At 73.6% G+C, this 13196-nt stretch carries 9 protein-coding genes and 1 pseudogene; 3 read left to right on the forward strand and 7 right to left on the reverse strand.

Annotated features, from left to right (window positions below; all coding sequences use genetic code 11):
- Positions 1-188 precede the first annotated feature (188 nt).
- On the reverse strand, positions 189-5414 hold the full coding sequence (locus OG702_RS19940; protein ID WP_327290261.1) for a caspase family protein: 5226 nt from the start codon (positions 5412-5414) through the stop codon (positions 189-191).
- 140 nt (positions 5415-5554) lie between these two features.
- On the opposite strand from OG702_RS19940, the gene OG702_RS19945 reads away from it, so the two are divergent.
- Both OG702_RS19945 and OG702_RS19950 read left to right on the forward strand, forming a co-directional pair.
- Entirely contained in the window at positions 5555-6121 is a 567-nt protein-coding gene (locus OG702_RS19945) for a TetR/AcrR family transcriptional regulator (protein ID WP_327290262.1), read from the forward strand.
- A 145-nt stretch (positions 6122-6266) separates the two neighbouring features.
- Positions 6267-6918: pseudogene (locus OG702_RS19950) on the forward strand (alpha/beta hydrolase).
- A gap of 243 nt (positions 6919-7161) precedes the next feature.
- On the opposite strand, the gene OG702_RS19955 reads toward OG702_RS19950, so the two are convergent.
- From OG702_RS19955 to OG702_RS19980, 6 genes are all read right to left on the reverse strand, one after another.
- Complete coding sequence (locus OG702_RS19955) at positions 7162-7416, reverse strand: SCO5918 family protein (protein WP_327290263.1); 255 nt, start codon at positions 7414-7416, stop codon at positions 7162-7164.
- Positions 7417-7450: 34 nt separating this feature from the next.
- Entirely contained in the window at positions 7451-8935 is a 1485-nt protein-coding gene (locus OG702_RS19960) for a DEAD/DEAH box helicase (RefSeq protein WP_327290264.1), read from the reverse strand.
- Positions 8936-9089: 154 nt separating this feature from the next.
- A complete protein-coding gene (locus tag OG702_RS19965; RefSeq protein ID WP_073494967.1) occupies positions 9090-9293 on the reverse strand; it encodes a cold-shock protein in 204 nt (67 codons plus the stop codon).
- Between the two features lie 244 nt (positions 9294-9537).
- Positions 9538-9891, reverse strand: a complete 354-nt coding sequence (locus OG702_RS19970; RefSeq protein ID WP_327290265.1) for a MerR family transcriptional regulator — start codon at positions 9889-9891, stop codon at positions 9538-9540.
- A gap of 72 nt (positions 9892-9963) precedes the next feature.
- Positions 9964-10596 (reverse strand): response regulator transcription factor, encoded by a 633-nt coding sequence (locus OG702_RS19975; protein ID WP_327293296.1) that lies wholly within the window; start codon positions 10594-10596, stop codon positions 9964-9966.
- A gap of 5 nt (positions 10597-10601) precedes the next feature.
- On the reverse strand, positions 10602-11918 hold the full coding sequence (locus OG702_RS19980) for a sensor histidine kinase (RefSeq protein WP_327290266.1): 1317 nt from the start codon (positions 11916-11918) through the stop codon (positions 10602-10604).
- 134 nt (positions 11919-12052) lie between these two features.
- Between OG702_RS19980 and OG702_RS19985 the strand changes: the two genes are divergently transcribed.
- Positions 12053-12736 carry an ABC transporter ATP-binding protein gene (locus OG702_RS19985; RefSeq protein ID WP_327290267.1) on the forward strand — a complete coding sequence of 228 codons (684 nt, stop codon included), beginning with the start codon at positions 12053-12055 and terminating at the stop codon, positions 12734-12736.
- Positions 12737-13196 lie beyond the last annotated feature (460 nt).

A 13196-nucleotide genomic window follows, 5' to 3' on the forward strand; every position in this document is an offset into this window, starting at 1 on the left:
CGGCCCGGGGCCCTTCGAGGTCCCGGTCTCGCCCGCTGCCCGGAACGTACCCGCCCCGCCGCCCGGCTCGTCCGGGGTCGGGTAGGACGCCAGGGTCAGGCCGTCGCAAAGCGCCGGATACCACTCGGCCAGCAGCGTTTCCGGGCCCTTGACCTGCTGGGCGATGCCGTGCACTAGCACCACCCGGCTCACCGGGCGACCGCCCGCTGCTGGGTGGCCAGCCCGGTCGGGGTCAGCCGCAGGGCGACCACGCCCATGGCGGTGGCGGCGCAGATCTGGCCACTGTCGTCGACGGCGATGCCCCTTATGCCGCTGCCGATGTCGATCTCGGCGGTCCAGGAGCGGGAGCTCATGTCCCAGACTCGCATCGTCCCGTAGCGGTCGGCCGCCACCGCGACCGGCGAGCCGTGCACCACCGCGGTACGGATCGCTGTCACCGCCGAGGTGAACGGGACCAGCTCCAGGCCGACTTCACGCCGACCCGCGATGTCCCACAGCCGCACTCGGCCGTCGCCCGCGCCGGTCAGCAGCATGTCGTGGTTGTCGAGCCGGGCGAAGTCGACGCTTTGGGCGCCCTCTTGGTGCCCGCCGAACGGTTCGCCGAGCACTTCGCCCAGCACGGGATCCCACAGTCTGACCGTTCCGTCCCCGGACGCGCTCGCCACGACGGGCCGCCCCCCGACCGTCCCCGCCTGCAGTGCCATCACTGCGGCGGTGTGGCCGGCCATCGGTGGCCGCAGCGGAGCCAGTGTGCGCAAGCTCCAGATGTCGAGCGTGTACTCCTCTGTCACCGAGATGACCACGTTCCCGCCGTTGCCCACCGACAGGGCGCAGGAGCCCTGGTACTCGCCGGGACGCCTGCCGAGCCGCCGGCGGGACGCGAGGCTCCACACCTCGGTCGCCGTCATGTCGCCGCGAACCACCACGCTGTCCCCGCCCAGCACTGCCGCGCTCGCATAATGGGCCGTGCCCGCAGTCGACACGAGATGCGCAGCGACCTGCCGGCCCCGCTCCCGGTCATGCGTCCGCACCACACCGTCCTCCGCCACCGTGACGACCACGGCCTTGCCCGGCTCGGCCTCCAGGATGTCGACCGACCGCAGCGCGCGATCGGTACCGGACAGCGGTTCCCCCACGGGTTGCAGGGCTTCCGCGTCCCAGACCCGTACCGTGCCGGCACTCGTGAGTAGCAGCAGAGTCTTGCCATCAGCGCGCGCGAGCAGCGGCGGCCGGCCGGGGCGGATGTAGCCCTCGACATACATGCCCAGGGCGGGGTACAGCTGCTGCGCGGTGTCCATGTCCCAGATCCGCACGGTGTCGTCGGGAGAGGTGGTCACCAGGACCGGGGTGGTGCCGATCCAGCCGAACGAACCGGCTGAGGGCATCCTCGTGTGCCCGGTCAGCGGGGTGCCCAGTACCGAGCCGTCGCGCATGTCGTAGAGGTAGACGCTGTTGTCCCGGCGGGTGGTCATGGCGACCGGGCAGGTGCCGTGGAAGCCCATGCCGAAAATCAAAGCGGACTGGCCCAGGTCCTCCACCGCGAAGCGGGCGCGTGGCTCGGCGGGCCAGGGTGTGTCGCCGCCCAGCTGCCACACGTATGCGTGGCCCTGCGACGTGGCGAGCACGATCTCCATCCCCGGACCGGTCGCCCGGACTCCGAGGTGGTCGATGTCGCCCAGATGGCCGGCCAGTGGTGGACCCGCAGGCTCCCCCGAGGCAGCGTCCCACACCCTTACTGTGCCGTCCTCACCGCCGCTGACCACGACGGGCGCACCGTCGAGCGCGCCGAATTGCGCACACCGCACCGCGTTGGTGTGGCCCCGCAGCGGCGGTCGCAGTGCCGCCCCCGACAGGGGGTCCCAGAGCCGGACGGTGGTGTCGCTGCCGCCGGTCGCGACGACCGCGCGACCCCCTACGGCCCCGAGAGCCACGGTCGTGATGGTGCCCGAGTGCCCGCTCATTGGGGCCCCGACATGGTCGCGGGTCCGCAGGTCCCACAGCCGGGCGGTGGTGTCCGAACTGCCGGTGGCCAGCAGCGGCCGTCCGTCGATCTCGGCGTACGACAGACAGCGGATCTCCCCGCTGTGCCCTTCTTCCGGCTGGTCCGTGGCGAGATCCCAGATGCGGGCGGTGCGGTCCCTGCTGACGGTGACGGCCAGGAACGCGTCGGGACGGCTCACCAGTGCCGCCGCACTGATCCCCTCGACGTGGCCGCGCAGCGGCTGGGACAGCTGCTGGAGCGTCTGCGCGTCCCACAACTGCACATCCCGGAACGTGCTGGTCAGTACCACCGGGCGCCCCCTGAATTCGCCGGCCACCACGGACAGCGGAAAGGAGAGCATCAGCACGGGGTCGCCGATCTGGCGGCGGTCGACCAGGTCCCAGCGGCTGAGCCGTTGCGAGTTGTCCGCGACCAGGGCGACGCTCCTGCCCTCCACCACGGTCACGCACAGCGCGCCGACTGCTCCCGCCGAGCCGATCAGCGCGGTGCCGTCGACCCGTGCGTCGCCGCCGTCGAAGATGCCTCTGAGGTCCCAGACGTAGACGGCCTGGTCTTCGCCACCGGTGAGGGCGATCGGCCGCCCCTCCAGCTCGCCGAGGGCGGCCGCGTTCACCGTGCGCCGGTGCGCAGCGAGCGGCGCGCCGAGCTGCCGCCGATCGACCAGGTCCCAGATCCGGGCGGTGCCGTCGCCGCTGGCGGTGAGCACCACGGGGCGGCCGTCGACGGCGCCGGTGACCACGCTGGTGACGCGGTTGGTGTGCCCCGTGAGCGGCGCACCATACGCCTGCCCAGTCGAGAGGTCCCAGACCTTCACCGTGCCGTCCACCGAACCGGTCAGCGCCACCGTGTAGTCGCCGAGGTCGCCGATCGCGACCGCGTGCACCGGCAGGCCGCCGGTCAGCGGCTCGCCGATCTGGCGCTGGGTGGTCAGGTCCCACACCCGCGCGGTGCCGTCCTCGCTGCCGGTGACCGCGATCGGCCGGCCGTCCAGCTCGCCGGTGGCCACGCAGTTGACCTCCTTGGTGTGCCCGCTCAGCACCCGGTGCGCGCCGCTGGAGGACCACCACGCCCAGCGGGCCGACCACGGGACCGAGACGTCGAGCGCGTCGATCCGGTCCGCCAGCGGGCCCGCCTCGCAGCGGCGGGCGGACAGTTGCAGGTCGGCGGCCCGCTCGCCGATCGTACGGTCGGCGGTCAGCCGGTGCGCGACCTGCTCGTACGCGCTGCGGATGCGCCGCGGGCCCTCGCCCTCGACGGAGGCGAACGCCCGCAGCAGCGCCAGCGGTTCGCTCGCCAGCAGGAAGCCAGGGTCGTCGGCGAGGCTGGCCAGCGCGCCGGCGGCGGCCGCATGGGTGGACAGGTGCTGGCGTACGTAGGGGACGGCGGTGAGCCAGTCCTGTTGGCCGGCCGCGGCCGCCGGGACCAGCGAGCGCAGCGCCTCTACGACCAGCCGCTGGATGTCCTCCGGCGGCCGGGCCGCGGTCGCCCGCAGATGCTCGGCCAGTGCCTTGTGGTAGAGCCGGTAGACCGAGCGGTGGTCGTCGTCGATGACCTCGGCGATATACGCCTGGGCGATGTCCAGCACCCAGGAGACGTCCTCCTCGGTGCAGCGCACCCCGGAGATCACCGAGCTGAGCGCGGTCCAGGTCTGGCCCCGGGGCAGCCCCTTGCCCTCGGAGAAGGCCAGCGCGAGCAGCATCCGCCGCACCCGGGGCTCGTCCGGGCCGAAACGGCTCAGGTAGTCGTCGAAGGCCGCGCCGAACCCCTTGGGTAGTGAGTCCAGCCAGCCGGGCGCTTCGACGTCGACCGGCTCCTCGTCCAGCCGCAGCGCGCGGGCGGTCATGCGGGCGTAGAGGTAGACGCCCGCCGCCTTGTCCGCGACACCCCTGGCCACCGCCGTGGCCAGCTCCCGCCGCCCGCGGTAGAGGCTGCGGGCACCGGGCTCCTCGTCGGCGAGCAGCACTCTGGTCACGTAGCCGGCCACATCCTCCGCGCTGGCGCGGTAGCCGGGCCTGTCGAGGTCCACGCACACGAAGTTCGGACCGAGCGGGGTGACCAGCTCGTGCCGGGTGCCGACCAGCAGCCGTACGCCCTGGATCTCCGACATCGGGCGCAGCAGCTCCCGAGTGATCCGGCGCGGCTCCCCGTGGCCGCCGGCGTCGGCCGCGGTGTCGGAGCCGGCCTCGTCCACCGCGTCTACCACGATCACCAGCGGCGGACCCTGCCTGCCGCGCCTTGTCAGCTCCTGGAGCAGGGCCGCTGCGCCGTCCGACGCGACGCCGAGGGCGCCGGCGATCCGCTCCACGACCTCTTCGAGGCGCTTGTGCCTGGCGTGCACGGCCGCAGCCACGCAGTCGGTCGGCACCACCGTCGCCGGGTCGACGCCGGTCAGGTCCAGCCGGCCGCGGTAGTGGCGGTCGGATAGCGCGACGATCCGGCCGAGCACCGCGGACTTGCCGCAGCCCGGGCTGCCGGTGACCACCCGGCCGCGCCCGTCGCCCTCGCCGTCGGTCAGCCAGTCGACTAGCTCCGACAGCACCCGCACTCGGCCACTGAAGTACAGCCCCTGCTCCGACTCGAACTCCACTCCGCGCGACCGCGGCCCGAAGTGCTCGGACATGTCCCGTGCGGCGACCCGGCGTTGTACCTCCAGGTCGGTGCCGATCGGGGGCAGTTCCTCCTGGTAGCCGGAGTTGGGCAGGAAGGGCGCCAGGTTCGTCACCAGCGCGCAGGCCAACTCCGCGCGCTGGCCGCGGCCTTCCCCGTCGAAGCGCTCGTTGACCGCCTTCACCAGCTCGGTCAGGTCCAGATACGGCTGCCGCTGCCCGGTGCGGCCCGTGGTGGTCCCCACCGCCTCGGTCAGCGCGGCCGCGAAGGCGCCGTCCTCGGCGATGTCCTTGCGCCGCGCGGACGTCAAGAACCACAGTCCGGCGGAGTCGGCGTCCGCGTTGCGGTAAGCGATCGACCGCAGCGCCACCGCGGAGGCCTCACCGCCGCCTGCACCGGCGGCGCAGGTGTCCAGGACCAGCAGCAGATTGCGAAGGCTGCCCCGGCACAGGATCCGCACCAGGTCCTCGGTGGCCAGCGCGCTGGTCGCCAACTGCCCGTCCAGGGAGTCCCAGCACAGCAGATAGTGCCGGTCGCGCTCCTCGACGGAGCCGTGTCCTGCGAAGTACAGCACGACGATGTCCTCGCCAGTGAGGCCGGCGTCCTCCGACCAGTGCGCGAGCTTCTGCCGGATCTGCTCGGCGCCGTCGTAGTCGCCCAGGCCGGGCAGCACATGCTGATAGCCGACGCCGGTGAATAGGTCGGTCACCGCACGGATGTCGCCCGGCACGGAGGGAAGTTGCTCGTCCTCGGGCAGGTGGCGGTACCGCCTGCTCCCCAGTGCCAAGAAGAATCGCCGGCCCACTCCACCGCCCCGTGCCGAGGTCCACGAACCTGCTGGGAACTCTAGCGCGCGGGGCGCGGTCCGCAGGGGGCTTCGCCGACCGCGGCGGATCGATACACTCCGTCACCCCCGGCGCAGTATGTGCCCCTTAAACTGCCGGTGTGCCGAAACTCTGGAACGAGACGATCGAGGCGCACCGCAGCGCGGTGCGGGACACGACGCTCGACGCCGCGGCCGCGCTGGTCGCCGAGCGCGGGCTCACCAGGGTGACGATGTCGGCGGTCGCCGCGCGCACCGGGATCGGCAGGGCCACGCTCTACAAATACTTCCCCGACGTCGAGTCGATCCTGGCCACCTGGCACGAACGCCAGGTCGCCGCGCATCTCGCCCGGCTCACCGCCGCCCCCGCCGCCCGCGGGGACGCCGCCGGGCGGCTCGCCGCGGTCCTCGGCGCGTACGCCATGATCTACTACGAGCACCCCGTGCACGAGCTCGCCGCCGCGCTGCACCGCGGCGACCGCGTCACCGGCGCCGAGCAGCACGTCACCGACTTGGTCGCCGCCCTGATCGCCGAAGCCGCGGCATCCGGCCACCTCCGCGACGACGTCCCGCCCCCCGAACTGGCCCGCTTCTGCCTCTCCGCCACGACCGCAGCCCGCACCCTCCCCTCAAAGGCCGCGGTCCACCGCCTGGTCCAGGTCACCCTGACCGCCTTGTCCCGGACCTGACCTCACGCAGTCGCGGGACGGTGCGCGGGAGCGGCGCGCCACCCGGGCCAGGGGGCCCGAGCTGGCCGCTGTCGACGACATCACCGGACCCGGCGGGCTGGCGCTGCGCCGCTACCAGCCCGGCGGGGAAGGGCTGCCGCTGGTGGTGTTCCCACACGGTGGCGGCTTCGTCTTCGGCGACCTCGACACTCACGACCGCACCTGCCGGCGGATCGCCGCCGCCTGCGACGTCGACGTCCTCGCTGTCGACTACCGGCTCGCCCCGAGTATCCGCACCCGGCCGCCCTGGAGGACGCCGTCGCCGTCCCTGACCCGGGCGCGACCCGCCGCGGTCGCCGGGGACAGCGCGGGCGGCTTCCTCGCTGCCGCCGCGTGCCTCGCGCTACGGGACGCGGGCGGCCCGCTGCCCGCCCTCCAAGCGCTGATCTGCCCCAACACCGACCTGACGCTCAGTCGGCCCTCGATCACCGAGAAGGGCACCGAATACGACCTGGACGTCGATGTCCTGGCCTTCTTTGTTGCGTCCTACGTGCCCGAGCCGCGCGAGTCCGCTGCACGCGGTGGATCTCGCGGGCGTGCCGCCCGCACTGATCGTCACCGCGGAACATGACGCTCTGCGTGACGAGGGGGAGGCCTATGCGCAGCGGCTTGCCGCTGCGGGGGTGGCAGTGCGGCACCGCCGCGAAGCGGGGCTGCCGCATGGCTTCATCCAGGGCATGGACCTGGACGACCCCGCTGCCCTGGCGGCTCACGACCGCATCTTCTCAGACCTCCGCGAGTTGCTGGCGCGAGCCTGAGCCGGGCGGCCCCGGGGTGCCCCTTGCCCTGGCGGCGCCGCCTCCCGCCGTGGGGGCTTGTCGCGCCGTTCCTCGCGCCCCTTCGGGCGCGTTTGCTCCTCCGCCAGGTGTTGCTCCCTGGCGGAGGAAGTGTTTTCAGGGGCGCTGGGGAACTGCCGGCGCAACCACCGCGGTGCGGGAGCGGCGGCGCCAGTGCAAGGGGCAATCGCCAGGGGGCACCGGGGCCAAAGGGGAACGACTGCGTCAGAGGGTCGGGGAAGGGGTGGGGGCCGGGTGGCAGGTGAAGCCGAGGCGGGTGAGGGCGCGGACGACCTCCGTGGTGGTGAAGTCACGCCGGTCCTGACCGGTGATGATCGCCCCGACCTGCTTGACGGGGTACTGCTTGCGGCCGATGGTCACGGACGCCTCCGTGACAGCCTCCGGCTTGACCCCGCTCATGGATTTCTCGACCTCGTCCTTGATGAGGTCGAAAGAGAAGCGGGCGATGACGCAACGCATGATGCCTCCGCGGAGTTCGAGAAGAGGGGGACGTTCAGGACCTACGGCGTGCGGGCCGCCGCCCGGCGCGGGACCGGGCGGACGCCGACCGGGGGGACGTGGCCGCGGGGGCCGGCGTCACGGGCACCGGGACGCCGGACGGCGCCTGCGCGCCGGTGATGCGGGTCAGTGCGGCCTCACCCGAGCGGACCTGGGTGACCTCGGGCGTGATCCCGGCCGCGGCCATGAGCCGCGCCATCTCCCGGCGCTGGTGCGGCAGCACGAGGGTGACGACGCTGCCCGACTCGCCCGCACGGGCGGTCCGGCCGCCCCGGTGCAGATAGTCCTTGTGATCGCTGGGCGGATCGATGTTGACGACCAGGTCGAGGTCGTCGATGTGGATGCCACGGGCCGCGACGTTCGTGGCGACGAGCGCGGTGACGTCGCCGGTCTTGAAGCGGGCCAGCGTGCGGGTGCGCTGCGGCTGGGACTTGCCGCCGTGCAGGGCTGCGGCCCGTACCCCGCTGTTGAGCAGGTGCGTGGTGAGCCGGTCCACCGCGTGCTTGGTGTCGAGGAAGAGCAGCACCCGCCCGTCGCGGGCGGCGATCTCTGTGGTGGTGGCGTACTTGTCCGCGTCGTGCACGTGCAGCACGTGGTGCGCCATGGTGGTGACCGCGCCGGCCGCCGGGTCGACGGAATGCACGACCGGGTCGTGCAGATACCGCCGGACGAGCAGGTCGACGTTGCGGTCCAGGGTGGCCGAGAACAGCATCCGCTGCCCCTGCGGGCGCACCTGGTCGAGCAGCCGGGTGACCTGCGGCATGAAGCCCATGTCGGCCATCTGGTCGGCCTCGTCCAGGACGGTGATGCCGACCTCGTCGAGCCGGCAGTCGCCGCGTTCGATCAGGTCGGCGAGCCGGCCGGGCGTGGCGATCACGATGTCGACGCCGCGCCGCAGCGCCGTCGACTGCCGGCCGATGGACATGCCGCCGACCACGGTGGTCAGCCGCAGGCCCAGCGTGCGGGCGTACGGGGTGAGGGCGTCGGTGACCTGCTGGGCCAGTTCCCTGGTCGGGACCAGGACCAGGCCGAGCGGGCGGCGCGGTTCGGCGCGCCGGCCGACCTCGGAGGTGCGGACCAGCAGCGCGAGCCCGAAGGCCAGCGTCTTGCCGGAGCCGGTACGGCCCCGGCCGAGCACGTCGCGCCCGGCGAGGGTGTTGGGCAGGGTGGCGGCCTGGATCGGGAAGGGCTCGGTCACGCCCTGGGCGCTGAGGACCTTCAGTACCGGGAGGGGTATCCGCAGCTCGTCGAACGCCGCGACCGCGGGCAGCGCCGGCGTGACGGTGACGGGCATGGCGAATTCGCCCTGCCGGACCGCGGGACGGGAGGCGGGCCGCTGCGCGCCGCCACCTCGGCCGTAGCCGCCGGCGCGCGCCCCGCCGGAGCCCCGGGCAGCGCCCGAGCCGGCGGATCCGCGCGCACCGCCGGTGCCGCGGGAAGTTCTGGAATACCGTTCGTTGTCACGTGCCTGACGATTCATGCAAGCCTTTCCTCGATGCGGCGCGTATCGAGGAATTCCCGGTGCGGCGGTCCGTGTGGGGGTCCGCGACGCGGGGAATTGCAGGAACGGGCCGGAACACGAACCCGGGTCCGCACCCGAAGGTGCGGACCCGGATGTGCTGGTGCGGGGTGCGTCAGGCGGGAACGATGTTCTCGGCCTGCGGACCCTTCTGGCCCTGGGTGACGTCGAAGGTCACCTTCTGGCCTTCCTGCAGCTCACGAAAGCCGGAGGCAGCGATGTTGGAGTAGTGGGCGAAGACGTCGGCGCCGCCGCCGTCCTGCTCGATGAAGCCGAAGCCCTTTTCCGCGTTGAACCACTTCACGGTGCCAGTAGCCATTTTTCTAAATTCTCCTTGGGGCAATACCGCCAGGCCCGCACTGCGCAGACCCGGTGTCGCTGAAATGATTACCCCGTCCGGAGAAACGCACCGGAATCAAAGCTTTGGGAACCACGACTGCAACTGCTTCCACCGTAGCACGGCGCAACCGGACAGGCGCGGGATGTCATTTCGCTGAGCCCGCCGTGCCATAAACCCTCACCGCGGATTCCGACAGTTTCTGCCGTGGCGGGGACAGAAATGCTCAGCCGGTGCCGTCGCCCTGCCGCTCGCCGGTCGGCAGCCGGCCGCGCATCTCCTCGTTGAGCCGCCTGGCCTCGTCCAGCTGGTCCTCCAGGATGACGATCCGGCACGCGGCGTCGACCGGCGTACCGGAGTCGACCAGCTCCCTGGCCCGGGCGGCGATGCGCAGCTGATAACGGGAGTAGCGGCGGTGACCGCCCTCGGAACGCAGCGGAGTGATCAGCCGGGCCTCGCCGATGGCCCGCAGGAAGCTGGGCGTGGCGCCGATCATCTCGGCGGCACGACCCATCGTGTACGCCGGGTAGTCGTCGTCGTCAAGCCGGTCGGTGGCCCGCGGCGGGGGTTCAGGGGGCACGAACACCTTCTTGGGGAATCGCCGGGCTTGGCCCGGCCGCACAAGGAACCCTACCGGGCCGACGGCAGGTTTTCACGCTCGGAGGAAGGCGAGTACGGCCAGCACCCTGCGGTGGGTGTCGTCGGCGACGGGCAGATCGAGCTTGCCGAGGATGCTCCCGATGTGCTTGCCGACCGCCGCGTCGGAGACCACCAGGTCCCGGGCGATGGCCCCGTTGGAGCGGCCCTGGGCGATCAGCGCCAGCACCTCGCGCTCCCGCGGCGTGAGCCGTTCCAGCGGGTCACGGCGGCGCCGCAGCAGCTGCCGTACGACCTCCGGGTCGACGACCGTGCCGCCCGCCGCCACCTCCTCGACGGCGGCGACGAACTGGCCGACCTGGCCGATCCGGTCCTTGAGCAGGTATCCGACGCCGCTGCCGTCGCCGGAGTCCAGCAGGTCGGCGGCGTACGTCCGCTGCACGTACTGGCTGAGCACCAGCACCGGCTGCCCGGGCCGCCGCGCCCGCAGCCGTACGGCCGCCCGCAGGCCCTCGTCCTGGAAGCCGGGCGGCATACGGACGTCGGTCAGCACGATGTCGGGGCGGTGCTCCTCGACCGCCGCGAGGAGCGCGTCCGCGTCGCCGACCGCGGCGGCCACCCGGTGGCCGAACCGGCCCAGCACCCCGGTGAGGCCGTCCCTGAGCAGCACGCTGTCCTCGGCGAGCACGACGGTCAGCGCGGTGCCGCCCGCTGCGGCGGTGGCGTCGGCGTCGGTTCGCACGGGATCTCCACACGCAGTCGGGTCGGGCCGCCCGGCGGGCTGGCCAGGGCCAGTGTGCCGGACACCACGGACACCCGGTCCGCCAGCCCGGTCAGACCGCTGCCGTGCGCGTCCGGCCCGCGCGCCGCCGCCGCGCCGCCGCGGCCGTCGTCGTGGACGGTCAGGGTCAGCCGCCCGCCTCGGTGGCCGCCGCTGACCCGCGCCCGGGTGGCGCCGCTGTGCTTGGCGACGTTCGCCAGCGCCTCGCACACCACGTAGTACGCCGCCGCCTCCACCGCCTGCGGCAGGCGTACGGGCAGGTCGAGGTCGACGTCCACCGGGACGGGGGAGCGGTCGGCGGCGTCCGCGACGGCCGCGGCGAGGCCGTAGTCGGCCAGCACCTGCGGGTGGATGCCGTGGATCAGGCGGCGCAGTTCCGCCAGGGCCGCACCCGCCTGCTCGTGGGCCTTCGCCAGCTGCTCGGCCAGCGGCCCGGGCGGCGCGTCGAGCCGCGCCAGGCCCAGCGTCATCGTCAGGGCGACCAGGCGCTGCTGGGCGCCGTCGTGCAGGTCGCGCTCGATCCGCCGCCGTTCCGCCTCGAAGGCGTCCACCAGCCGCACCCGGGAGCGGGTGAGCTCGGTGATCCGCGCGTCCGCGTCGGCCGGTACGAGCAGGCCGCGGGCCGCCGCCGCCCGCGTGCCGGCCGCCACGCCGACCAGGTAGGCACCGGCGGCCAGCGCCGGCAGCCCCGCCAGGGCGGTCACCGCGGCGGACGGCCAGCCGTCGACCGTCCACGCCTTGAGCACTTTCGTCTCGCCGCCGTTCACCGCCATCGCGACCGGGGCCGCCAGCAGCGCGGCCGGGACCACGACGCCCACGGTCAGCACGAGCGCGTCCAGCGGCCACAGCACCAGCGCGAGCAGGGCGGCGTACCCCAGCTCCCGCCAGGTCGCCCGCTCCCGGAAGCGGGCACGCGCCCAGCTGCCGAACCCCGGCTCGGCCGGACCCCGGTGCGGGGACGGTACGGGCGCGGCGTCCACCAGCCGCAGCCGGCGCCGCTCGACCGCGCCCACCGGGATCCCGCCGAGGGCCGCCAGCGCCAGCACCGGCAGCCCCACCACGACGACGGCGAGCGCGCCGCCGAGCAGCAGCGCCGCGGCCAGCGCGGCGAGCGTCAGCGCCCCCGTCAGCACCCCGCCCGCCAGATACCCGGCCGCCCGCCACGGCCACCCCGACACCAGGAAGCCGCGCCTGGCCAGGGCCTGCCACACACTCCGCTCACCGCGCATGCCGCCCACGGTAGGAGCCGTCCCGCACCGGCGGCGATCTGGCCGGCCCCACCCTCGGGGTGGTGCCAGGCATACCCCCAGGACTCGCCCCCGCCCTGATGCCGGCCGCCGCTCCCGGCGGTTGGCTTGCCGGCATGAACGATGACGTGGTCGAAGTAAGGGACCTGCGCCGGAGCTACCGGGTCGGCGGGCGTACGGTGACGGCCCTCGACGGGGTGAGGCTGAGCTTCGGGCGCGGCACCTTCACCGCCGTCACGGGGCCCTCCGGGTCGGGCAAGTCGACGCTGCTGCAGTGCGCGGCCGGCCTGGAACGCCCCACCTCCGGCTCGGTGCTCATCGGCGGCACCGACATCACCCGGCTGCGGGAGTCCCGGCTCACCCGGCTGCGCCGGGACCGCGTCGGCTTCGTCTTCCAGGCCTACAACCTGCTGCCCGCGCTCACCGCCGAGCAGAACGTCGCCCTGCCCTTCCGTCTCGCGGGCCGCCGCCCCGCCCCCGCCCAACTCCGCGCCGCCCTGGCCGCGGTCGGCCTCGCCGACCGCGCCCACCACCGCCCGGCGGCCCTCTCCGGCGGCCAGCAACAGCGCGTCGCCCTGGCCCGCGCCATCGCCACCCACCCCGACGTCCTCTTCGCCGACGAGCCCACGGGGGCGCTGGACGCGCGCACGGCGGAGGAAGTCCTCGGCCTCCTCCGCCAGATGACGACGGAGGGCCACACCGTCGTCATGGTCACCCACGACCCGTCGGCCGCCGCCCACGCCGACACCACCCTCACCCTGACCTCCGGCCGCCTCCTCTCCCCCGCGCCCCCGGGGTGACGGCCCCTTGCGATGGCATTTCGCCCGCGCCCCGGTGGGGGCCGAGCGCGCAGTTCCCCGCGCCCCTGAAAAACGCGCACCCTCCGCGCAGAGGTCACCCCCTGAGGGGCGCGAGGAACTGCGCGCGCAACCACGACGAGGCGAAAGCCGCAACGCCACCGCAAGTGGCACCCACCCAGGGGCGCGGGGAACTGCGCGCTCGGCCCCCACCGGGGGAAAGGTGCGCGCCCACCGCAAGTGGCACCCACCCAGGGGCGCGGGGAACTGCGCGACAAGCCACGGCGCAGCCGCAGGCAGCGGACCCACCGCAAGTGGCACCCACCCAGGGGCGCGAGGAACTGCGCGACAAGCCACGGCGCAGCCGCAGGCAGCGGACCCACCGCAAGTGGCAGCCCCCCCGGCCCCCGGGGGGAAGACGCGATGCCGGCGCAACCGGCGAGACGGATCGAGAGCGGAAGGA

The sequence above is a fragment of the Streptomyces sp. NBC_01198 genome, from assembly GCF_036010485.1.
Lineage (GTDB): Bacteria > Actinomycetota > Actinomycetes > Streptomycetales > Streptomycetaceae > Actinacidiphila.

Bases quoted from the DNA above. Each gene is read 5' to 3' on its own strand.
- OG702_RS19955 (WP_327290263.1), bottom strand. From the start codon at position 7,416: ATGCGTTGCGTCATCGCCCGCTTCTCTTTCGACCTCATCAAGGACGAG.
- OG702_RS19960 (WP_327290264.1), bottom strand. From the start codon at position 8,935: ATGAATCGTCAGGCACGTGACAACGAACGGTATTCCAGAACTTCCCGC.
- OG702_RS19965 (WP_073494967.1), bottom strand. From the start codon at position 9,293: ATGGCTACTGGCACCGTGAAGTGGTTCAACGCGGAAAAGGGCTTCGGC.
- OG702_RS19980 (WP_327290266.1), bottom strand. From the start codon at position 11,918: ATGCGCGGTGAGCGGAGTGTGTGGCAGGCCCTGGCCAGGCGCGGCTTC.
- OG702_RS19985 (WP_327290267.1), top strand. From the start codon at position 12,053: ATGAACGATGACGTGGTCGAAGTAAGGGACCTGCGCCGGAGCTACCGG.